General features: G+C 69.1%; 20 protein-coding genes and 1 pseudogene. 9 read left to right on the top strand and 12 right to left on the bottom strand.

Annotated features, from left to right (window positions below):
- Positions 1–523: 523 nt before the first annotated feature.
- Positions 524–685 carry a hypothetical protein gene (locus tag ACFY1E_RS33355; RefSeq protein WP_389082595.1) on the top strand — a complete coding sequence of 54 codons (162 nt, stop codon included), beginning with the start codon at positions 524–526 and terminating at the stop codon, positions 683–685.
- 281 nt (positions 686–966) lie between these two features.
- Here the strand turns inward: ACFY1E_RS33355 and metE are convergent.
- Positions 967–2177 (bottom strand): annotated as a pseudogene (metE, locus tag ACFY1E_RS33350) (5-methyltetrahydropteroyltriglutamate--homocysteine S-methyltransferase); the annotation flags it as partial.
- Between the two features lie 218 nt (positions 2178–2395).
- On the opposite strand from metE, the gene ACFY1E_RS33345 reads away from it, so the two are divergent.
- From ACFY1E_RS33345 to ACFY1E_RS33335, 3 genes are all read left to right on the top strand, one after another.
- Positions 2396–3121, top strand: coding sequence for a hypothetical protein (locus ACFY1E_RS33345; protein ID WP_389082592.1), 726 nt, complete (start codon positions 2396–2398; stop codon positions 3119–3121).
- The gene (locus tag ACFY1E_RS33340) at positions 3052–3780 is read left to right on the top strand and encodes a hypothetical protein (protein WP_389082590.1); all 729 of its coding nucleotides are present in this window, start codon (positions 3052–3054) and stop codon (positions 3778–3780) included. The genes ACFY1E_RS33345 and ACFY1E_RS33340 overlap by 70 nt, the downstream gene beginning before the upstream one ends.
- A 735-nt stretch (positions 3781–4515) precedes the next feature.
- Positions 4516–5343: a ZIP family metal transporter gene (locus ACFY1E_RS33335; RefSeq protein WP_389082588.1), complete on the top strand. Its 828-nt coding sequence runs from the start codon at positions 4516–4518 to the stop codon at positions 5341–5343.
- 342 nt (positions 5344–5685) lie between these two features.
- Here ACFY1E_RS33335 and ACFY1E_RS33330 read toward each other — a convergent pair whose 3' ends face one another.
- Together ACFY1E_RS33330 and ACFY1E_RS33325 are read right to left on the bottom strand one after the other, a co-directional pair.
- A complete protein-coding gene (locus tag ACFY1E_RS33330) occupies positions 5686–6630 on the bottom strand; it encodes a M56 family metallopeptidase (protein ID WP_389082586.1) in 945 nt (314 codons plus the stop codon).
- Between the two features lie 12 nt (positions 6631–6642).
- Entirely contained in the window at positions 6643–7029 is a 387-nt protein-coding gene (locus tag ACFY1E_RS33325; protein WP_389082583.1) for a BlaI/MecI/CopY family transcriptional regulator, read from the bottom strand.
- A gap of 163 nt (positions 7030–7192) precedes the next feature.
- Between ACFY1E_RS33325 and ACFY1E_RS33320 the strand changes: the two genes are divergently transcribed.
- The gene (locus ACFY1E_RS33320; RefSeq protein ID WP_389082581.1) at positions 7193–8029 is read left to right on the top strand and encodes an undecaprenyl-diphosphate phosphatase; all 837 of its coding nucleotides are present in this window, start codon (positions 7193–7195) and stop codon (positions 8027–8029) included.
- Between the two features lie 191 nt (positions 8030–8220).
- On the opposite strand, the gene ACFY1E_RS33315 is transcribed toward ACFY1E_RS33320, so the two are convergent.
- The 3 genes from ACFY1E_RS33315 to ACFY1E_RS33305 all read right to left on the bottom strand — a co-directional run bounded on the left by ACFY1E_RS33315 (position 8221) and on the right by ACFY1E_RS33305 (position 10527).
- On the bottom strand, positions 8221–8514 hold the full coding sequence (locus ACFY1E_RS33315; protein ID WP_389082578.1) for a hypothetical protein: 294 nt from the start codon (positions 8512–8514) through the stop codon (positions 8221–8223).
- Positions 8515–8537: 23 nt separating this feature from the next.
- Entirely contained in the window at positions 8538–9194 is a 657-nt protein-coding gene (locus tag ACFY1E_RS33310; protein WP_389082575.1) for a hypothetical protein, read from the bottom strand.
- 124 nt (positions 9195–9318) lie between these two features.
- Positions 9319–10527 (bottom strand): hypothetical protein, encoded by a 1209-nt coding sequence (locus ACFY1E_RS33305; protein WP_389082573.1) that lies wholly within the window; start codon positions 10525–10527, stop codon positions 9319–9321.
- Positions 10528–10687: 160 nt separating this feature from the next.
- Here ACFY1E_RS33305 and ACFY1E_RS33300 point away from each other — a divergent pair, with 160 nt between their 5' ends.
- Complete coding sequence (locus ACFY1E_RS33300; RefSeq protein ID WP_389082570.1) at positions 10688–11143, top strand: hypothetical protein; 456 nt, start codon at positions 10688–10690, stop codon at positions 11141–11143.
- Here the strand turns inward: ACFY1E_RS33300 and ACFY1E_RS33295 are convergent, their stop codons facing one another.
- The 4 genes from ACFY1E_RS33295 to ACFY1E_RS33280 are packed head-to-tail and all read right to left on the bottom strand — an operon-like array spanning position 11144 to position 16968.
- On the bottom strand, positions 11144–12448 hold the full coding sequence (locus tag ACFY1E_RS33295; RefSeq protein WP_389082568.1) for an MFS transporter: 1305 nt from the start codon (positions 12446–12448) through the stop codon (positions 11144–11146). It abuts the gene before it with no gap.
- A complete protein-coding gene (locus ACFY1E_RS33290) occupies positions 12445–13656 on the bottom strand; it encodes a type III PLP-dependent enzyme (protein ID WP_389082566.1) in 1212 nt (403 codons plus the stop codon). Before ACFY1E_RS33290 ends, ACFY1E_RS33295 begins: the two co-directional genes overlap by 4 nt.
- Positions 13653–15356 (bottom strand): IucA/IucC family protein, encoded by a 1704-nt coding sequence (locus tag ACFY1E_RS33285; protein WP_389082563.1) that lies wholly within the window; start codon positions 15354–15356, stop codon positions 13653–13655. The genes ACFY1E_RS33290 and ACFY1E_RS33285 overlap by 4 nt, the downstream gene beginning before the upstream one ends.
- A 37-nt stretch (positions 15357–15393) precedes the next feature.
- Entirely contained in the window at positions 15394–16968 is a 1575-nt protein-coding gene (locus tag ACFY1E_RS33280; RefSeq protein WP_389082561.1) for an IucA/IucC family protein, read from the bottom strand.
- 382 nt (positions 16969–17350) lie between these two features.
- Between ACFY1E_RS33280 and ACFY1E_RS33275 the strand changes: the two genes are divergently transcribed.
- Entirely contained in the window at positions 17351–18112 is a 762-nt protein-coding gene (locus ACFY1E_RS33275; RefSeq protein ID WP_389082558.1) for a response regulator transcription factor, read from the top strand.
- Positions 18109–19635 carry a sensor histidine kinase gene (locus ACFY1E_RS33270; protein ID WP_389082556.1) on the top strand — a complete coding sequence of 509 codons (1527 nt, stop codon included), beginning with the start codon at positions 18109–18111 and terminating at the stop codon, positions 19633–19635. Before ACFY1E_RS33275 ends, ACFY1E_RS33270 begins: the two co-directional genes overlap by 4 nt.
- 178 nt (positions 19636–19813) lie before the next feature.
- Here the strand turns inward: ACFY1E_RS33270 and ACFY1E_RS33265 are convergent, their stop codons facing one another.
- Complete coding sequence (locus ACFY1E_RS33265) at positions 19814–20344, bottom strand: hypothetical protein (protein ID WP_389082553.1); 531 nt, start codon at positions 20342–20344, stop codon at positions 19814–19816.
- Positions 20345–20696: 352 nt separating this feature from the next.
- Here ACFY1E_RS33265 and ACFY1E_RS33260 point away from each other — a divergent pair, with 352 nt between their 5' ends.
- Positions 20697–21056 (top strand): PASTA domain-containing protein, encoded by a 360-nt coding sequence (locus tag ACFY1E_RS33260; protein ID WP_389082552.1) that lies wholly within the window; start codon positions 20697–20699, stop codon positions 21054–21056.
- A 176-nt stretch (positions 21057–21232) separates the two neighbouring features.
- Here ACFY1E_RS33260 and ACFY1E_RS33255 read toward each other — a convergent pair whose 3' ends face one another.
- Positions 21233–21946: a PepSY domain-containing protein gene (locus tag ACFY1E_RS33255; RefSeq protein WP_389082549.1), complete on the bottom strand. Its 714-nt coding sequence runs from the start codon at positions 21944–21946 to the stop codon at positions 21233–21235.
- Positions 21947–21960 lie beyond the last annotated feature (14 nt).

The following is a 21960-nucleotide window of genomic DNA, read 5'->3' as shown; positions in this document are numbered from 1 at the left end:
TCCCCCGTACCGTCATCCTCGGCCGTGAAGTTTGGCGAGACGTGATGTCCGCCGCAAGCAGCAGTTGGGAAAGGGACACGACGGCGCCCCCTAGCGCGACACGCGCCAGCAGCTCAGCTCTTACGCAAAGCGACACGACGTGCGAGGGACACGATCTCTGCCGACACAAAGCTGCTGCTTCAGCTGCACTACTCGAGCACGGCACTGGGCACGACGCTGAGTGTGGCGGCACTGGGCGGGTTCTGCGGCGCCCTCGTCGTCCGCCCGCTGGTCACGCGGTACGGGTCCGGTGCGGGTCATGCTCACCGCCCTGGCCCTGGCCCCGTTCACGGAGGTGCCGCTCCTGCTCGCCACGCCCGGTCGTCCTTTGCAAATGCCGTCGCCTTGGCGATGTTCGTCCAGTTGGGGTGCGCCGTATCGCAGGGCTCCACGCAGCGCCCCGTCCGTCAGGCCGTCTGCGACCCTGCGCTGCAGGGCCGCATGCTCGCCACGAGTCGTTGGGTGGTCTACGGCTACCCAGCCGGTGGCCGCACTCCTGGCCGGCGCCGTCGGAACCTGGCTGGGGCTGTGGAACGGCCTGGCCGTGGGCACTCTCGCCCTGGCCGTCCCGTTCCTCGTACTGCGATCTTCCTCGCTTGCTGCGGTGCCTCAGAGCACCGACGTCTCCAAAGAAGCCGATCGTTGAGTCCGAGGGCTGCGGCCGTTTCCCCGCAGCGCACGCTGGGCGAGGTGACGACACGGTCGGCCGGACGCAGCGACGGGTTCATCGCGGACGAGATGAGGGGGGCGCGGCGGGTCACGCGGTCGCTACTGCCGTCGGGAAGTCGTGGGATGCAAGTCTCCGCCGGATGGGGCACTGCCCGAGCACGCGCACGCTACCTGCCCGTCCAAGCGGGTGCTCCCGCTGTGGCCGGCGACCGGCCGGGGCCAGAGCTCGAGCACTCCGACCCCGGCCGGTCGCTGTAATCAGGACACGGTCAGCTCACTCCTCACCATGCGGGCCGCGGCGACCAGATTCTCCACGGAAGCGCGGGTCTCGGGCCAGCCGCGGGTCTTCAGCCCGCAGTCGGGGTTGACCCACAGCCGCTCTGCGGGAATCGCCTCAAGTCCCTTCCGTAGCAGGGCTGCTGCTTCCGCCGCGCCCGGTACGCGCGGTGAGTGGATGTCGTACACGCCCCGCCCGGCCTCGCGCGGGTAGCCGTGCGAGGTGAGTTCGCGTGCGACCTGCATGTGGGAGCGGGCGGCCTCCAGGCTGATCACGTCGGCGTCGAGATCGTCGATGGCCTGGACGATGTCGCCGAACTCGGCGTAGCACATGTGGGTATGGATCTGCGTGTCCGGCCGTACACCGCCGGTGGTGAGCCGGAACGCCTCGGTGGCCCACGCCAGATACGTCGGACGGTCGGCGGCGCGCAGGGGCAGTGTCTCGCGCAGGGCCGGCTCGTCGACCTGGATGACCGACGTCCCGGCCGCTTCCAGGTCGCCCACCTCCTCGCGTAGCGCGAGGGCGACCTGGCGGGCCGTGTCGGCGAGCGGCTGGTCGTCGCGGACGAAGGACCAGGCGAGCATGGTGACCGGACCGGTGAGCATGCCCTTGACCGGACGCGAGGTGAGGGCCTGGGCGTACGTCGTCCAGCGCACGGTCATCGGCTCGGGGCGGGAGATGTCGCCGGCCAGGATCGGTGGGCGGACGTAGCGGGTGCCGTAGGACTGGACCCAGCCGTGCTGGGTGGCGAGGTAACCGGTGAGCTGCTCGGCGAAGTACTGCACCATGTCGTTGCGTTCCGGCTCGCCGTGCACCAGGACGTCCAGACTCGCCTTCTCCTGGAAGGCGATCACCTCGCTGATCTCCGCCCTGATGCGCTCCTCGTAGCCGGCTGTGTCGATCCGTCCGGCGCGCAGGTCCGCGCGGGCGGTGCGCAGTTCGCCGGTCTGCGGGAAGGAACCGATGGTGGTCGTGGGCAGCAACGGCAGCTTCAGGTGGGCACGTTGGGCGGCGGCACGCTGGCGATACGGGTACGAGCGGCGGGTGTCGAAAGCGGTGACGGCCGCCGCGCGTGCGCGGACGGCAGGGTCGTGGGTGATCGGTGAACCCGCCCGGGAGGCCAGGTCGGCGCGGCTGGCGGCCAGTTCGGCGGCAATCGTGTCGGTGTGCCCTGGGCGAGGCCCTTACCGATCATCAGCCCTCGGCGGCAGCGATCAGTTCACTTCCGCCGACCTGAGGGCCCTATCACGTTGTCGCACAAAATCAGCGCTTCTCCCGTAATCAGATGCCATCCCGAACAACTGACGACCTCTACCCGTCAATCCTGCGTGACCTGAGTGCACCCGCGCTGGTGGATGCTCGAAAGGACATTCCGGGCAGCCATGCCTCGCCGATCAGAAGGAGGCGGGTATGGACCCAAACGAACCTCAAAACGGTGCCACACCGGGCCCCGAACAGACAGCGGACCGATCCCCGGCGCAGCCGCATGGTGACGGACGGCAGGACCGCGGCAGCGCGGTCGCGGATCTGGCGGGCGAGTTCGGTGCGGAGCTGGTTCGGGCCATCCGTGTGGGCCTGGCTCAGGGGGACAGCTCGTCCCGCGAGCCGCGGGGGCCGTCCCGGCTGAGCTGGTACGAGTTCGCGACCCAGTACGCGCACGCGCACTGGCCCGGAAGGGCGGCCAAAACCCGGGACGAGGCCAGCGAGGCGCTGACCGCGGTCACGGTGGCCATGCTGTGGGACGTGCCGGGCCGTCCGAAGGGGGAAGTCCTGCGCCGTGCCCTGCGGCACTGGGCTTTTGTCCTGCCCGGAGCGGGGCTGGAGGCCATGGGGGCGGAGGACCGGCTGGTTTTGCAGTGGGTGGCGAAGGCATCCCGGCCATTGGTCGACCTGCACGATCCGGTCCTGGCACGTGATGTGCTGGAGTCACTACGCCGCAAGATCGACGGAGGCGAGGCGGCGGTGGAGACGATCCGCCGCAAGCGCAAGGTGCTGGTGCACGCCCTCCGCTACGCCGTGGAGAGGGGCGAGTTGGGCAGTCATCCGCTGGCGAAGATCAGCTGGGGGTGCCCAAGCCGGCCATCGCGGTGGATCCGCGGGTGGTGGTCAATCCGTATCAGGCGCGGGAGCTGTTGAGCGCCGTCTCCTACGTGGGCGGCTACCGGCGGGCCCGGGGGCGTCGGCTGGTGGGGTTCTTCGCGGGGATGTATTACGCGGGTCTGCGTCCGGAGGAGGCGGTTGCGGCGGCGTTGCCGGATTGTCGCCTGCCCCGGACCGGCTGGGGGCGGCTGATCGTGCACCGCACCCGTCCGCAGGCGGGCAGACGGTGGACCGACACCGGCGAGTTCCACGACGACCGCGGGCTGAAGAACCGCCCGCCCGGCGACACCAGGGTGGTGCCGCTCCCTCCCAACTTGGTGGCCCTGTGGCGCGAGCACGTCGCCACCTTCGGCACCGCCGACGACGGCCGGCTCTTCTTCAGCGAAAGCGGCCGCATCCTCACCTACACCACCTACCACCGCGTCTGGCACGAAGCCCGCGCCCTCGGCCTGCCTCCCGCCCTCACGAGCACCCCGCTCGCGAAACGCCCCTACGACCTGCGGCACTCGGCGCTGTCCACCTGGCTGTGCGCGGGCGCGGACCCCGCCGAGGTCGCCCAGCGGGCGGGAAACAGCGTCGAGGTCCTGCTGAGCCGGTACGCGAAGTGTCTCTATGACCGGCAGTCCATCAACAACCAGCGCATCGAAGGGCTGTTGAGCGCCTACGACCAGCCGCCCGACCCGGACGTGGCGTGAGGAGTCCGGTATCGGGGTGCAGGAACTGGATCAGGCGATCTCGGCAGACGGGAGACGGGGGCATGGCGGTCGAACCTGAAAAGGTGGGCCGGTAGCGGCTCGAGGAACTCGTCGCCGACGAGGGGATCTCGTTGGCTCACCGTGCGCTGTGGTCGGCGCTGTGGGACGGCCAGGCCCGGGTGGCGGACTGGCTGCGGGCGGAGATCGACGACGTGGACCTCCCCGGGCCGGCGGGTGCACATGCGGGAGCCGGTGTGCCCGGACATGCCGGAGTGGGTCCCGGTGAGCGGGCTCACGGCAACGCTGCTGGGCCGGTTGATCGGTGATCTCGAGCGGGCCTCTTGTTCTTCGATGGCCCGGCGCGGGTCACGGGTAAGCGCGCTTTCGCCATGGCGCGCAGCCGCGCGGGGACCGACTTGCACGCGTTCCGGTCTGGTGGTTTGAGCGTCCGGCTCCCCGAAACAGTCGTCCAGTCAGGGGCGTAGTGCCGCCGGCTGGACCGGACATGGGACGGCGGCCTCAGGTGTGAGGCATCCCCGCGAGTACCGGCTACGAGGTGCCCCCCGGAGCCGTGAGGTACGGCTGGTCGAGGAGGTTCTCCGGCCCCGCCCACGCCGGGGCGCAGGGAATTGGCCAAGTTTTCTCAAAATCGACCCACTGGCACCTTTTAGGTAAGGCTTACCTCATCTACTTTCGGGGTGTACTTCTCCGCTCACCGACTGGAGTCCCCCCTTAATGTCCAGTTCCCAGGTAGCCCTGCTCGGCGCCATCGCAGGGTTCACCATCTACCTCGGCCTGCCCCTCGGCCGACTGCGCAACCCGAGCCCCCGGCTGCGCGCAGGTCTGAACGCCGTCGCCATCGGCATCCTGATCTTCCTGGTCTGGGACGTCCTGACCCACGCCTGGGAGCCGGTCGACGAGGCGCTGGGCAAGCACGACTGGGGCACCGTGACCTCCGGGGGCCTCACCCTCGCCGTCGGCCTCGGAATCGGTCTGATGAGCCTGGTGTACTACGACGGCTGGATCGCCCGCCGTGCCGCCTCCGACCGGCGGCCTGCCGGCCCCGGTGCCGCCGCCTCCACCGAGCTGGCCCCCCGGGTCCGCAGCCAGGCCGGCTCGCTCGCGCTGATGATCGCCACCGGCATCGGCCTGCACAACTTCGCCGAGGGCCTGGCCATCGGCAACTCCGCCGCCCAGGGCGAACTCTCCCTCGCCCTCCTGCTGATCATCGGCTTCGGGCTGCACAACGCCACCGAAGGGTTCGGCATCGTCGCCCCGCTGGCCGCCGAGGGTGAACGCCCCTCATGGGGCACGCTGCTGCTGCTCGGTCTGATCGGCGGCGGTCCGACCTTCCTCGGCACCGTGGTGGGCCAGCACCTGGTCGACGACACGGTGTCGATCGCCTTCCTGGGGCTGGCCGCGGGGTCGATCCTCTACGTGGTCATCGAGCTGCTGGCTGTTGCCCGCAAGGCCGCGCTGAAGACCCTGACCACCTGGTGCATCCTGCTGGGCCTCGTCCTCGGCTTCGCCACCGACGCCATCGTCACCGCCGCCGGGGCCTGAAGCTCCCGCACCGTCTGCCGACGGCTGCCCGCGCGGAGAGTCGCGGGCAGCTGACGTACGTGTTCCTCAGCCGTCCTTCACCTCGGGTTGGAAGGTCTGCGAGATGGTGCGGGGATGTTGAGCCGCGAGGACGACATGCACTCGTCGAGGTCCCCGTAGACAAGTGCCTCGAACTCGCCGTGCTCGCGGCGGCGTTTACCCACCCATGAGGGCCGAGCATTCGTCTGCCCCGGCCAAGCGTCAGGCCGCGGCCGGGACCGCTCAGCCGCCCCAGCGGGTGGCTTGCTCGCTGCGGATGCGGGTGACCTCCCTTGGGAGGTCACGGTGGCATACAGCAGCCATTTACGACCAGGCGCCGACGGCCTGCAGCAGAAGGTGGAGGTCGTGTGCGGCCTCGGCGGTCGTGAGCGTCGCGGCGCTCAGGACGGCCGCGGTTGCTGCGGTGAGGGCCGGGTGGCGTCCCAACGGCGGGGCGAGGAGTGCGGCGACGCGGCGGGGTACCGGGCCGGCGCCCGCGCGGCGGCCGCGGCGGCCCAGGATGCCGAGGGCGGCGCCGGTGGCGCGTGTGCGGGCCAGGGTGCGGTGGGCGGCGAGGGCGGCCTTGCCGACGGTGCGGGCGACGCGGGTGCGGTCCCCGGTGGCGGTGGCCGCGTTCTCGTCGGCCCAGCGTTCGATGGTGTACGTGACGGCGGTGGCGAGCGGACGCAGGAACGGGTTGACGGCGGCGCCGAGCTGGGCCAGCGCGACGAAGGCGTAGTGGTGGGCCGTCAGATGGGCGCGCTCGTGGGCGAGCAGGATGTCGTGCTCGGTCTCGTGCAGGGTGTGCAGCATGCCGGTGGACACGACGATCCGGCCGGGCAGTCCGGGAAGTGCGTAGGCGTCAGGGGCCTCGTCCTCCATGACGACCAGGCCGTCGCGCGCGGGCATGCACGCCGCGTCCATCGCCGCGGCCGCCAGAGTCCGGGCGCGACGCCAGAGCATGCGGACGGCCGCGAGCACCGCGCCGCCGAGCAGCAGTCCCGCGATCAGGGCGATGGAGAGCTCGGTCGGGCTGTCGCGCTGCGCGCTGTGGGACGACCAGTGACCGAGGTCGGCCAGTGGCGGGACGCGGATCAGGCCGGTGACGGCCAGCAGCCCCAGGGAGATCATGCTCGCCGCCCCCAGCATCAGGGACGAGGCGGTGAGCAGCCAGGTGGCCAGGCGGGGCTCGCACCGCTCGGACAGCGGCCGCGCGCCGAACGGGGCGAGGAGCGAGAGCAGCAGCGGCACATACACGGCGATGCGCATCCGGCGGGCCCGTCAGTCGGCGTCGGCTTCGGGGCCGAGCAGTTGGCGCAGCAGGTCGGCGTCCCGGTCGGACAGCTCGTCGGCGAAGCGGGCCAGCACGGCGTCCCGGTCGGGCCGTTCCTCCAGGACGGTGCGCATCCGGCGGGCGGCGAAGCCGGCGTCATCGGTGACCGGGGCGTAGGCGTACGCCCTGCCGCGGGCACTGCGGGCGAGCAGCCCCTTGGTGTGCATGCGGGTGAGGATCGTGACGACGCTGCTGTACGTCAGCTCGCCACCGAGGCGCCCGGTCACCTCCCCCGGCGTGAGCGGTCCGTCGGCTTGCTGGAGGAGGGCAAGGATCTCGTTCTCCCGGACGCCGTTGGCCCGTTTCGGGCCGCGTGCATGCGAGTTGTCGCTCACAGCGTCGTCATTCCTCTCGCTACCCGCCGACCATGGCCGACCGTGTATCTTCTACACGCGTGTGGAACCTCTATACGGGTGTAAAAGTTCCGCTGCCCGAGTGTGCCATGCCGCCTGCCCCGCCCTCCAGAAGATCCCGCCCTCCAGAGAATTGGGACCCCGCATGAGTGCCATCAGCATCGGCCAGGCCGCCGTCTTGGGAGTCGTGGAGGGGGTGACCGAGTTCCTCCCCGTCTCCTCAACCGGCCATCTGAAGATCACCGAGGGGCTGATGAGCATCCCGGTCGACGACACCTCGGTGGTCGGCTTCACCGCCGTGATCCAGGTCGGCGCGATCGCCGCCGTACTCCTGTACTTCTTCAAGGACATCGTGCGGATCGTCTCCGCCTGGGGCCGGGGCATCGTCAATCGGGAGGAGCGTTACCACCACGACTACAAGTTCGCCTGGTGGGTCATCTACGCCACCATCCCGATCGTCGTGGTCGGACTGGCCGCCAAGAAACTCGTCGAGGGGCCGCTGGGCTCGCTGTGGGTGGTGGCCGGCTCCCTGATCGTCGGGTCCGGTGTGATGTGGGCGGCGGACCAGATGGGCCGGCACAAGCGCGGCGAGGACGACACCACGCTCAAGGACGCGATGCTGGTGGGCTGTTCTCAGATCCTCGCGCTGCTCTTCCCGGGCTTCTCCCGCTCCGGCGCCACCATGTCCACGGCCCTCATCCTGGACCTGGACCGCGTGGCGGCCACCCGTCTGTCGTTCTTCCTCGGTATTCCGGCACTGACCGGCGCCGGCCTGTACGAGCTGAAGGACGCCGTGGGCGCAGGGGTCGGTGTCGCGCCGCTGGCCGTGGGCACCGCCGTCTCCTTCGTGGTCGCCTACGCCTCTATCGCCTGGCTGCTGAAATTCGTGGCGAAGCACTCCTTCAATGCGTTTGTGATCTACCGGATCGTGGTCGGAGCGGGACTGCTGGGACTCCTGGCCACCGGGGTGCTGAATGCATGAGGGCAGGGTGGGGATCCAGTCGTCCACGCGATGCGCCTGAAACCGCTGTCCGGCGCCCTCGCGGACCGTATCGGCGCCCGTTCAGTGCTGTTCGGCGGGCTCATCGCCTTCGCTGCCGCCTCCGCGCCGGATGCTCTAGCGGACTGCCCCGGCTGGCTGGGGGTGCGTGCCGCGGGCAGGGTGCCGCGGCTTCAGCGTCGGCCGCGCCGATCCGTGCCCCGGTCGCGGGCGTCCTCGATGGTGGTGCGGCGCAGCCTCGTGATGAGGGGTTCGATGTCCTCGACCTGGGCCCCGCCCTTGAGCTCGTGGTAGATCCTGTCGGCGATCTCCTTCTGGCGCCACGTCTGGCCTGCCACCAGCTCCTCACTGAGCTCGGCGAGTTGGGCCGCTCGTCGCTGGGCAGCGGGGTCGTCCTGGTCCTGGCGTTCTCCCGGACCGTGGGAGCTGTAGGCGCCGTGGATGCTGTGGGCGTTGTAGGAAGACATGGTCGCTCTCCGGTTTCTTCGGCTCAGTTCTGTCCGGTCTGCCTGCGCTTCTTGGCCCGGCGCGCGTCCCCGAGGCCGCTGAACGGATTGGTGGTCAGGTCGACCGCGGTCTTGCGAACATCCACGGAGTGGTGCTCGTTGAAGTGCAGGACCCAGGCGAGAATCAGCAGCCGGTTCACGCGGGGGTCATGGACGGTGACTTCGTACTCGGCCCGCACTCCCGCGCGCCTGGCGAAGTCGAAACCCTCGGACTGCGGCCCGGAAAAGCGGTGCTGTGCGGACAGAACGGCGTCGACGCTCGGGCGACTGAGGTACCAGTTGATGACTGGAGCGCGGCGCAGTTTGGTGTTGAGGCCCTTCGGCTGCCCAGTGAGTTCCCCAAGGTCATTCTGGACCAGGGTCCACGCGCCGGTATGCCGGTGCCAGTCCGGGGACCGCACCTCGCCGATCTGCCTGCGGTCGGCCGAGAACGGCATCCACGGGGTGACGAAGCCCAGGGTCTCGTCCGGGCGTTCCGCGGGGAACACCCGGTATTCGGGCAAAGAGTGGTGCGGGGAGTCCTTGTGCATCCGGATCACCGGGGTGTGGTGTCCGGCTGCGTGCACGTCCCAGGTGGTGTGCGAGCGGCTGTAGTCGGCGGAGACCGTGAACTCCTGAAGGGACTGGAGCAACTGGTTCATGGGTTTCCTTCTGGGCGTCGGTAGCGGTGCTGCGCACAGTTGCCCCCCGTTGCGCTCCGGCTCAGGCCGGCGACATCGCCGTAGCAGCTGACGTCTGTCGTCATTTCTCGGAACTCTCCGATGCTCACGCCGCGGGGAGCAGGCCGATGCGGGACGCTCCCATGGCCGGCGACCAGCCGCCGCCCTTCTCGAACTCGAAGCCGCGTTGCTCCACGTCGTCGATGAGGCTGCCGATGGACGGCGGCGACTCCATGAAGTCCATGGCCTCCTTGACGCCGTCCTTGATGGCGTCCACCGCGTCGGAGATCTTCTCGAAGATCGTCTGGATCATGCCGATCGCGTTGATGATGAGCCTGACGGTCTTGTACATGTCGTAGAGCTTGTCGGCAGTCCAGAAGCCCGCGACGACGTCCGCGAGCGGGTCTTCGGGACCGAGGCCGACGGCTTCGATGGCGGCGTCGCCGGCGATCATCTCCGCGAACTGCTCGACCAGTTTCTTGATGCCGTCTTCCATGAGCTTGCCGATCTCGCTGAGCGCCTCCCAGACGAGTCCGACGACCACGTGGTAGCCGTCCTTGAACGCCTTCGCAGCGAGCTTGGCCGCGTCGCCGATGCCGCCGATGCCCATGGTCCAGCGGAACAGGTACGAGTCGAAGTTGGTCGCGGTCTCCCCGGACCACTCACTGCCGAGTCTCCAGGAGCCCTTGCGCAGGGTTGCGGCCACCGTGTATGCCGCGTCGCCCAACTCATCGTAGGCGTCGCTCAGATACTTCAGCCTGCCGTACTCGCCAAAGAGGGGCGTCAGCATCAGCTCGACCAGGCTCTGGCCGGTGCACCACTGGAAGGCGTGCTCCGCCGCCTTGAGATCGGCACTGTCCCTGGCCACCAGGAGCGCGGTGTGGATGTTCTTCGACGTTGTCTCGTCGGCGTCGTCCAGCTTCTTGAGTTCGACTTCCTCGTCGGTGAAGTTGCCGAGGTGCGAGGCGCCGGGAAGCGTCGAGATGTCCGGGAAGGAGAAGGAGGACTGCGGGTATATGTTGCGCAGTTCTATCGCGGTGTTCTGGTCGACGTGGGCGTACGCGGCAGCGGTGCTGTGGATCTTGTCGTCGATCACGCCCATGCCTCGCTGGCACTGCGCGAACTTGTCGCCGAAGAAGGTCGAGACGTCGGGGACGAACGCGCGCGCCACCACGAGCACTCCGTCGAGGCCGTCGACCTGCGCGCACTCGTTGTGGCTCCACTGCACGAGCCTGCCCAAATGCTCGCCCTGGCTCTTCGTGAGATTGCCGTATGCGTGAAAGTCGCTCTGCGCGGGCGCGCGGAAGCCTGTCACGGTCACTCCCCCAGTTGACGTCATGTCAGTGTCCGGTGCTGCGACCGGGACACTACATGCCGTAGGGGTGGATTTGGCGGGCCGTTGGCATGTTCATTAGCAAATGTTGACGGCCTGGCCTGGGAAGACATGATGCCGAGGACCCGTCGAAGGGGGAGCCGTGGCACGCCACGAGGTTCTGGACGCGTGGTTGTCCGGTCACAGCGGCGTCGAGGACCGTCAAGTGCCGCTGGCGGAGTTGGCCGCTGTCCCGGCTGTGATCTCCGTGCAAGGTTCGGCCCTTCGCATCACCACACATCTGTGGCGCGACTTCGTGCCCATGTCGCTGCCGGGCGGTAAGCCCTTGGTCGTGGTCGAAGCTGTAGAGGCGACACAACTCCCCGCCGGTCTGGCAGCCACCCGCATCGCCGTGGTGCATGAGAGACGCGTGTGGGTGGCGCCTTCGGTGGAGGAACAGCCCTCACGGCGTACGGACAAGCGGTTTGAAGTGATCTCCCGAGGCGGGCCCGTCTGGGGTCCTGAGGTGGCTGTTGATGTGATGCTGCAACTCCAGGACGCGGCGGGCCGAACTCATCACCTGCGCACACCCGAGCAAATGATCAAGCGCACCGACTGATCAGAGGTCGGCCGGCCGGTTACCTGCTGGTTGGGCCGACGCGAGCGGTGAGTTGCTTGCGGAGGCAGCTCTCGTGTTTCGGGTGCGCCGTTGGATTCGGCCTGTGATCAAAGCGGAGAGTGCGAGCGCGGACAACGCGGAAACGACGCCGCCCAGGATCAGGGTGGAGCGGGCTCCGAGGGCGTCTGAGACCAGGCCGACGAGGGGGGCGCCGACCGGGGTGCCACCGAGGAGGACGAGGAAGTAGACGGACATGACTCGGCCGCGCAGGCGTGGGTCGGCATGAAGCTGGGTCAGCGCATTGGCGGTGGTGGTCACGATCACGGTTGCGAAGCCGGTGGGGATCAGCAGGGCCATGAAGGAGCCGTAGCCCGGCATCAGGCCCAGCGCGGCCTCCAACGTGCCGAAGACGACCGTGCTGGTGACCAGACGTCGGACGCTCGGGGACCTCCCGGAACGCGCCCCGTGGATCGCGCCGATGAGGCTGCCCAGGGCATAGGCGGCGGCGAGGTAACCGAAGGCGGCCGCCCCCGTGTGGAAGACCGTCATGGCCATCAGCGAGGTGGTGACCTGGAAGTTGAGGCCGAAGGTGCCGACGAAGGCGATCAGGCTGATCGGCAGGAGCAGATTGGGGGTGGAGGTGATGTCGTGGAAGGCGTCGCGCATTCGGGTACGGCGGGGTCGGGGCTGGACCTGGTCGTCTGGCTTCTCTGTGCGGATGGTGATCAGGCCGTAGAGGACTGCCAGGTACGAGGCGGCGTTCAGGAGGAATACGGGGCCCGCGCCGAAGGCGGCAACGGTCAGGCCCGCGAGGGCGGGGCCGAGGATGCGGGCCACGTTGAACTGGGCGGAGTTCAGGCTGACCGCGGTGGCCACGCGCTCGCGGGTGACGAGTTCGGAGATGTATGCGTTGCGGGCGGGACTGTCCACGGCGGTGGCGGTGCCGAGGGCGAATGCCAGCGCGTAGAGGGACGGCAGGCTCACCGCCCCGGTGACGGTCAGCAGTCCGAGCAGGAGTGACTGCAATCCCATGGCTGTCTGGGTGAGCAGGAGAAGCCGCCGTTTGGGGTAACGGTCGGCCAGGGCGCCTCCGGTCAGGCCGAACAGGGTCTGCGGCAGGAACTGCAGTGCGGTCACGAGGCCGACCGCGCTGCCGCTGTTGTGGGTGATGTGGAGGACGAGCAGGTCCTGGGCGGCGCGCTGCATCCACGTGCCGATGTTGGAGGTCAGCTGTCCGAGCAGGTAGCGACGGAAGTTCCGGACGGCGAGTGCTGCCGTTGCCGGCGTGGGGGAGCCGGCGCTCATGCGCGCTGATGGGCGTAGATGCCCGGGACGGACGCCTCCGCGTCGTCGAGGTGATGGAAGGTCGGGTGGGGGTGCATGAGGAACGCGTGGTGGGAGATGTTCCAGGCGTAGGCGCCGGCCATGGCGAAGGCGACACGGTCGCCGATGCGCAGCCGTTCGACCATGACGCGGCGTGCCAGGACGTCCTTGGGCGTGCACAGCTGTCCGACCAGCGTCACCGGCTTGTCGTGGGCCTCCGGGCGGTCCCAGGGCCGGAACCAGACCTCGTCGGGGATCACCTCGAAGGGCTGGTCGTGCTGTTTCGCGGCCGGGGTGCGCAGATGGTGGGTGCCTCCGCGCAGCACCGCGAACGCCTCCCCGCGGCTGAACTTGATGTCCAGGACCTGAGTGACGTACCAGCCGCAGTAGGCGGTGATTGAGCGGCCGGGTTCGATCCGGAGCGTGAGGTGAGGGCGGCGGTCCAGGATTTCTCGCAGTCCGGCACCGAAGGCGGACCAGTCGAATACGTTGCCCGGGTGGGTGTAGTCGACGCCCATTCCCCCTCCGACGTTGACCTCGGCCAGGGCGACTCGGCGTTCACGAGTCCAGTCGTCGGCCCAGGTCAGGAGCTTGTCGGCAAGGGCCAGTTGGGCCTGGGCCTCAAGTCCGCTGGCCAGGTGGAGGTGGAGGCCGCGTAGCCTGATGCGCGGGTCGGAGGCGATCACCTTCAGACAGCGGTCCAGGTGCAGGGGATCCATACCGAAGGGGCTGGGGTGCCCGCCCATGGCGAGTGCGACCTGGCCGAGGTCGACGGGCAGGTTGACGCGGAGCAGGACGTCGACGGTCCGGTCGCCCAGCAGGGTGGTGAGCAGACGCAGTTCGTGTTCGCTCTCGATATGCAGGCGCTCCACGGCGGTGTCCAGGGCGGAGGTCAGCTCTGCCGACGTTTTGCCGGGGCCGCCGAACGCGATCGGGGCTTCGGGAAGGAGTTGCCGGACATGGCTCTGTTCACCGCCGGAGGCGACCTCGAACCCGTCGACGTGCCCGGCGAGCGTCCGCAGGATCTGGGGATCCGAGTTGGCTTTGGCCGCGTACAGCAGCTCGACGCGTTCCGGCAGCGCGGCTCGGATCGCCTGCACGTGTTCGCGTAGGCCCGGCAGGTCGTAGACGTAGGCGGGCAGGTCCTCGTCGGTCAGCCGGCTGACATGGTCGAGCAGTGCGGGCCTCACCTGTTCACCTCGCGGGGGAAGTCCGCGCCGAGCGGGCTGGGCAGGGGGACGTAGGTGGCGTGCCGGTCGGCCTTGCGGGCCCAGCGCAGGAGGAGGTTGGCCTTGGCGGGCAGTGGTACGCCGGACAGCAGGGCGCGTAGGCGTGGCGGCTGGGCGGCGGTGCGGGCGTAGGCGTCGAGGTGGTCGCGGACCAGGCCCCACAGGGCGGGCTCCAGCGTCGGATCGAGGTCGGCCAGGGTTCCGAGCACTTCGGCGGTGTGGTTGACCAGGAGGCAGTACGCGACGCGGTTCCAGCCGCGTTCGGCGTCGTAGGTGAGGGGGCCTCGGACGTCTTCGGGCAGGCCGTCGAGGGTGCGCTGGTGGTGTCCGGGCAGGAGCTTGGTGCCCTCCAGGTCGCGGAAGAGCATCTGCGCCGGGGTGCCGTCGGCGTTCACGCCGACGACGACGTTCTGCAGGTGGGGTTCCAGGACGACGCCGTGTTCGAAGTAGGCGGCCAGCACCGGTGGCAGCAGCAGGCTCAAGTAGGTGTCCCACCAGGCCAGGACGTCCCCGTCACCGCGGGCGAGCAGATGGGAGACGTGGGCTGCGCTGGTGGGGTACTCGTCCGCCACGGCGGCGGCGAGCAGGGGGGTGACGCCGGGACGCAGATGATGACGCAGGCCGGAGCGGACGATGACGCCGAGGCCCTCCAGGAGGGCGGTGTCGCCGACGTCGAGGGTGCGGTAGCCGGGCTCGGCCAGGAGCGCACATCCCGGGAAGCGGCTGGCGAGTTCTGCGAAGAGGGGCTGGAGTAGCCGGTTGAGGGCGAGACTGCCGGGCAGCTCGTAACTGGCGTGTCTGCGGACGCAGTTGGTGAGGCGGACGTTCAGGCTGAACTTGAGGAAGGTGTCGTTGCCGGGGTGGTAGAGCGTGCGCACCGATGCGCTCGGCACCAGCTCCGGTCCGCTCACACCGGTGTCGACGACATCACCGGCCGCGATCGCCTCACGTAGCCGCTCGTGGCCCTGAAGCAGCCGGTACTGCCAGGGGTGCACCGGCAGCATCGCGCATTCCGGGTCGGCCGTCGGGTGCAGCGCGTCCATCTCGTGCAGCTCGCCCTCCTCGCGTGCGAGGCGGCGGCGCACGGCCAGGTAGCGCAGGCGGAAGCACGCCCCGGTCTCCGGGCCGTAGGCGAGCCAGTCCGCAGGGTCGCCGGTGCGGGCCTTGGGAGTGGGGTGGAAGCGATGGCCGAACACCAGGGACTGCTCCGACGCAACGTACGGGTCCGCATGCGGTGTACCGCTGGTCCGCTCCTGCAACGCGGTGCGGATCGTCTCCCGGCTGTCGGCGACCTGGGGGAGGAACTCCTCGTTGGTGACACCCGTGCGCAGTTCCAGTTCGTCCCGGATGTAACCGGCCAGCTCCTTCCAACTCACGGTCACCCAGGCATCGTTGTCGAGCCGCTGTACCTGGTCCTGGAATCGGTGCGCTCCGATCAGCGAGGTGCGGCGCAGGCGGGAACGCAGCAGGAGGCCCCGGCGGGGCAGGCGCAGCAGGAGGTGGCCGTCGTCGACCGTCACCTGATGCTCGGGGGCGGACACCTCGCGGATGAGGCAGTTGAGCAGCGTGTGGGCGGTGACGGCGTCAGCTGTCTTCATGGGTCCGTCGGCCGCAGGGGTGACGGCTGACGTCCTGATGTGGGGGGCAGTGCCCGTGGTCATACGGTCGCTCCAGGGGGACAATGATCGACGTCGGATGTCAACGGCACAGGGCCAGCGGGTTGGGAGCGGACGTCCACTGCGCCTTGCCCGGGTTCTCGGCCAGGCGCATGGCGATGGTTGCCTTGAGGGGCATCGTGTCGCCGAAGAACGCTGCTGCGTCCTCCTGGTTGGGGAGGTCGGCGTATACCCGGCGGCCGACCTTGGCCACCGCGCCCCACAGCGCCCGGGGGTCGGCCGCCTGTGTCCGGCTGAGGACGTCGACCAGCTCGCTGAAGACTCCGCTGATCAGGCCGCCGAACAGCTTGGTGTGCAGCGCGTTCACGTCGTCTCCCGCGCGAGTGCCGAGCAGCGGCGGCAGCGTGAAACCGCACCGCTCCAGGCGGCGTGGGCTGACCCGTACGCCGTCCAGATCCCGGTACAGCACCCGCACCGGCCGCCCGTCACGCAGTACGACCAGGGTGTTCTGGCCGTGGGCCTCCAGCGCCACCCCCATGGACAGCAGCGTCAGCGCGGGCGGCAGCACGAGTTCCGCGAATGCCGCCAGCCAGCGCACCGGATCACCCGACACCACCGACGCTCGGGTCGCGTGGACGGCGGTGAGCGGAACCGCGATCTCCCCGGCGTCGAGGTGGCACTCGGTCGACTCCCGGATCATTGCCCCCAGACTGGGGGAGGGCTGACCGTCCACGCACACCGAGCCACCGCCCAGCTCACGCAGGACGTGAAGGCTGCTGCCGTACCCGGCCTTGTCGATGACGGCACAGACCAGGTCGGACAGCGGCGGGCCGTCGGCGATCTCGGCTGGGGAAATGGTGCGTCGGTAGTTGGTGACCTGCACGTCGAGTGCCGTTTTGACGTGGCAGCCCGGCAGGACGTCCAGCGGTGCCAGCGTGCGCAGCGACAGCAACGGCCGGGCCGGGATCGTCTCCTCCTCGACAACGAGGTCGGGGTGGTGTGCGAGCACATGGTCGCGCTGCCAGGGATGCAGTGGGACCAGGATCGTGTTGCCGTCGTGCAGTTGCCGCGGCCAGGCGCCGGCCCCCTGCCAGCGGTCGGCCGGGACACGGAGAAGGCCCAGCTGGACGACCGGGTGGTGCTCGGGAGCGTAGGCGAGGACGTCGGCGATCGACATGCCGGTACGCGTCCGGCAGCAGGGGTGCTGCGGGTGCCCGTCGACGACTGCCTGCTCGGCACCGGCCGAGTCGTTCAGCGGGAGGGCGCCGTCTGCGTTCGCGGCCCTGGCCAGGGCCAGGTTGACCACGCTGTTGTCCAGCTCGGCCGCCAGTCGGTCCGCTGCCGGGGTACGCAGGCCCAACTGCGCCAGCAGCTCCGCCGGTCCGCTGATCGGTCCTTCCGGGCCGGTCACGGTGAAGCCTTCGGGCACCTCGGCGAAGGGCCGCGCGCAGGACTCGGCCGCACACAGCGAGCCGCCCCCCAGCAGATCGACCACCACCGTGCCGTGCTCCCGGTGATGCCCGGTCACGCCAGGCAGTGGTTCTCGCACGAGGGCTCCCCACAGTCGGCCCAGCACGGTGGCACGTGCTCCTGGGAGTGCGGTCGTGAACGGCTCTACCAGGTCTGGGCGCACGCGGCGCAGCTCATTGGTCGGCATGCAGCCGACGCTATGGGACGACGATCAAGCAGATTGCCAGAGCAATTGCAGAAAGAGTCCTGGAGGCTTCCGAGGGACCGTTTCACCGTCCTTGATTCCAGCAGATTCCGGTGCGGACACCCCAGCTGATGCGGCCGGTCCTTGGATCTATTTTCGATTGTGATCAGCATTCCAGGAGTCTGATTCAACTGGCGTTCGAAGGAGGTCTTAACTCTTTCCTGGCCGCACGCTGGCAGCATGCTTGATGTCGGCATCGCGCTCGACCACAGCGGTTACGCCATCGGAGGTGAACCCGGTTGACCGCGACGAAAGGATCACCGGCTAGGGGGACGCTACGGCGTTTGTGCCACGCGCTCCGGCCGCCGTCTGTGAGCCTTTCGGCATGCGTGTCTTGCTGATCGAGGACGACGACCGGGTGGCCGGACCTTTGATGGAGGGATTGCGCCGCTTCGGATTCACCGTGGAACACGCAGGAACGGGGGCCGATGGCCTCGCCGCACCGGAGCCGGCGATAGTCCTGCTGGACCTGGGATTGCCCGACATGGACGGCATCGACGTCTGCCGCGCTCTGCGAGCGCGCTCGTCGGTGCCCATCATCATGATCACTGCCAGAGACGACGAGGTCGACCGGGTGCTCGGCCTCGAGCTGGGTGCGGACGACTACGTCTCCAAGCCCTTCGGCGTGCGCGAGCTCGTCGCCCGGATCCGTGCCGTCACCCGCCGTACCCGCCCCTCCGTACCGGACACGCGCCGTGAAGAGCCGGACCCCTCGGACGGATCGGCGCAACCCGGGATCCCTGACGTCCAGCGGATCGGCCCGCTGACCATCGATCGCCGCACTCGGCAGGTACATCTGCATCAGTCGCCGATCGTCCTCGCGCCCAAGGAGTTCGACCTGCTCGTCTGTCTCGCCGAAGACCCCGGAGCCGTCTGCTCCCGCCGGCAGATCCTCGACACGGCATGGGAACCGAACTACTTCGGCCCCACCAAGACCCTGGACGTCCACATCGCCGCGCTGCGTCGCAAACTCGGCGACTCGGCCTGGATCGAGAACATCCGCGGAATCGGCTTCCGCCTGGTCCCCCCGGCACCCCTAGACGCCGCACCCGCCGTAGAGCCGGCAGGCGGCGGAGGGCCCCGGTGACACGTCGCCTCCTGCTCAGCCATCTGAGCCTCATACTGCTCGTCCTGCTCACCCTCGAAGTGCCGTTCGGCATCTTCTACGCCCGCAGCGAGCTCTCCCGCCTGACCCACGCAGCGCAGCAGGGGGCAACAACGCTCGCCGAGGTCTGCGAAGAGAAAATGGAACGCGGACTGACGGCAGACCTACCCGAACTCGCCCGCACCTACGGACAACGGACCGGCAGCCGCGTGCTCGTCGCCGACCGCAAAGGCGCGGTCCTCACCGACACCGCCGCCCTCGCACCGGTCGGCAAGGACCTGTCCGCCGAGCCGGACATCTCCACCGCACTGCACGATCACCCCGCCGTCGGCACCCGGAACGACCCGTCCACCGGCGATGAAGCCCTCTTCGTCACCGTGCCCGGCGGCTCCGACGCCACCGTCCCCTGTGTGGTGCGGACCGAGTACCGGCTGGGTCCGCTCAAGGCGAAGGTCCATGCCACCTGGCTGGCTCTCGGAGCCATCGCTCTCGGAGTGCTCGCCGCAGTTGCCCTGATCGGATTCGTGCTAGCCCGCTCCGTCACCCGCCCGGTCCGAGCCCTGGAACGCGCCACCGCCCAACTCGCCGAAGGCCGGATGACCAATCCGCCGGCCACCGACCACGGGCCCCCGGAACTGCGCCGGCTGGCCGCCTCGTTCACGAGCACCGCGACCCGGCTCCAGCATCTGCTCCAAGCCCAGCAGGCGTTCGCCTCAGATGTGTCACACCAGCTGAAGACCCCCCTGACCTCGCTACGACTGCGCCTGGAAAACTTCGAGCCCCACCTGGCGGCCTGCGCCCAGGACAGCCTCGACAAAGCACTCGGGGAACTGGAGCGGCTCAGCCGTATGGTGCAGGGGCTGCTCGCGCTCGCCCGGCTGGAGAACTCCGCGCTCAGCCCGGAGGCGGTCGATCTGGGCGCCGTCGTCGACGACCGTGCGGCCATCTGGACAGCCTTCGCCGACGAACAGCACGTCGACATCATCGTCCCTGCAACCGCAGCCGTTCACGTGTGGGCGGTGCCGGGAGCACTGGAGCAGATCATCGACAACCTGCTCTCCAACGCGCTGCGTGTGTCCCCGCCGGGAAGCGCAATCACTTTGACCACCGTCACCGGCCGTAGGGAAGGCAGTTGCACACCGCCCGTTGTCGAACTGCACGTGACCGACCAGGGTCCCGGCATGACCGGCCCCGAGCGGCAACGAGCCTTCGACCGGTTCTGGCGGGCCTCCGATGCCGACCACGACGGCACAGGACTGGGCCTGCCCATGGTGCAGCGACTCACCCGCGCCAGCGGAGGCGAAGTCTCCCTGGAGGCAGCCCCTGGCGGCGGGCTCGATGCCGTCGTCCGACTCCGGCGCGCCGGCAGCCACACCCAGCGAGAACACCCGGATGCCTCTGTAAAGGGCTCAAAGGATTCCTGTGCGGGCCACCGGTGCCACCGCTCACCACAGCCTGTGGCTGCCAGGGGCTTCGGGAAGAGAGAGCTGGGAGCGAAGAAATGATCACCCGGGCAACCAGAGGATTCGGCTGCGGGGGAAGCCGTTTACGGGCTCCCCGCGCCCGGGGCCGGCAGGCCAGCGCGGCGCGGGGGTGGCTGCCTCCAGGTAATGAGCGCCTGTTCGGGCCGGTGTTCCCGCCGCCGGGCATACGTGCGGCGGGAACACGAAGGCGCCGGACGGGTCACTCCAGGCCGACGGTCTCCAGGGCGGTGGTCCAGTCGGCGGCGATGGCCTTCTGCGCCGGGGCGAGCTTTATCGTTCCTGCGCAGACCGCCTTGTACAGCTTGTACTCGACCGTGTCCTTGTCGGTGGCGGCGTACCCGCCCACCTCGTAGCGGGGTTCGGGCCACAGGTTCTGCTCGCTCTTCGGGTTGCCGCCCAGTGAAAGCGGTATGAGGTGGTCTTCCTCGTAATCTGCGGTGTCGGTGTCGTCGTAGCCGTACTCGGCGATCTGCTTCACCTTCAGGGCGTTGGTGTAGCTGGTGGACGGGCGGATGGAGGAGCTGTAGCCGGACACGCAGATCGTGGAGTTGATCGTGGACTGGGTGACCGCCGAGTTGAGGGCGCCGGGCTGGCAGGCGAGGTCCTGCAGCGGCAGGTAGGACTGCGAGCAGCTGGCGGCGTGCGCGGTGCCGGTGGTGGTGACGATCAGGCCACCGGCGGCGAGGGCCACGGACGAGACGACGACGGCGAGTTGGCGCATGCGGGACATGGGGGCTCCCGGGTGGTCGAAGGCGCACCCCGACGGATTGTCGGAGTGTCGCTGACATGACAACACCGGTTCATCTATGCGGGTAGACCTGTGAAGTGAACAGCTCATTGCCGGCCGGTAACCTTGACCGCCCCTTGGTGGCTGCCTGGCCAAACCGAGCTGACGAGAGGGGAGTCGGAGTCCTGTGGCGCTCTCGCGACGAACCAGCGGGCACTGGAACGACTGGCGCGACGGCAGTATGCCCGCTGCTGCCCAGTAGCCGGACGGCAGAATCGAAGGCTGCTGTGCTGCCTAGGATCTTCGAACGTGGATGAGGACTGCAGGGGCGGAACGCCAAGACTAGGAGCAGAGAATGAGGAAGTACGTCTGCGGCGCTGCGCTCATACTCGCGGTGGTGCCTGCGCTGGCCGGGTGCGGTGCTCTCGGGAAGCGCGCACCCACGCCGGTTGCTACAGGCCCGGTGACGATGCCTGATCTGGCCGGGAAGAACGCCGAGCAGGCCGAGGACCAGATGGAGAAGCTCGGCGTGCCCAAGAGCCGGATCAAGCTGCGGGCGGATGACGGAAACCATGTGGTGGTGCTGGTGGCATCGAACTGGGACGTGAACACCCAGTCGGTGAAGGCGGGGGCGCAGCTCGGGGTGAAGCAGGTGCTCGTGCTCGGCGTGGGCAAGCTGACGTGGCGCGAGCGTCATCACGGCCACCTGCTCTAGCAAGGCGAGGCGGGCACGCTCTACGCCCTCGATCCGGACACCAGCCGGGTCCGGCGGCACCCGGGCGACCTGCCGAACTACGCCTGACGCCCGTCCGTGTGCCCCGGTACACGTGCTCGCCGGAGAGCACGGGTGGCTCTCCGGCGCGTGGATCGAGGGTCGTCGCTGACGGCGACTCAGTCCTCGATACTGTCGTCGCTCGAGCCGTTGCCAGCCGAGTGGTTGCTGTCGTCGTTGCGGTCGGTGTGGGTGGCCGTGACCTTGCCCGACCGGGCGTCGACGGCGACTTCGTGGTCGGTGCCCTTGGCGTCGATGACGTCGATGTGCCAGGCGGCCGTCCGGCCGTTGTCGCCGTCCAACTCGGCAGACGTCGCTGTGCCCGGGACCTTGGCGAGCACGCCGTCCACGGCCTGGCCGAGGCCGGTCCTGGCGGACTTGGCCAAGGAGGCGGCGCCGTCACGGTCATCGTCCTGGTCGACCTTGCTGCCGGTGACCTTGCCGTCGGCGGCATTCACGGTGACCTCGTGCTCCACCCCCTTGTCGGAGACGATGTCGACCTTCCAGACGGCCTTGCCCTGCTGTCCCTCCAGTTCGACAGAGGTAACCGTGCCCGCGACCGACTTCCGGGCCGCGTCGGCGGCCTGCTTCAAGTCGATCCTGCTGCTCGTGGCGAGCGTGCTGTCGTCGTCGGAGTCGTCGTGCGTGCCGTCGCGGTCGTCGTCCCGGTCCTCGTGGTGGGTGCCCATGGCCGCGTGGGTGCTGTCGTGGTCGCCGTCGTCGGCGACGGCCACCGCGGTCGCGGCACCGGCGCCACCGAGCAGCACGGTGGCCGCGAGCACGGCGGCGACGGTGCGGCGACGACCGGTCAGGGGGCGCTTGAGGGCCTTCATCGTGGGTGGTCCTT

It is taken from the genome of Streptomyces sp. NPDC001604 (assembly GCF_042893475.1).
GTDB lineage: Bacteria > Actinomycetota > Actinomycetes > Streptomycetales > Streptomycetaceae > Streptomyces.
This window is presented reverse-complemented; position numbering and strand designations above follow the sequence as displayed.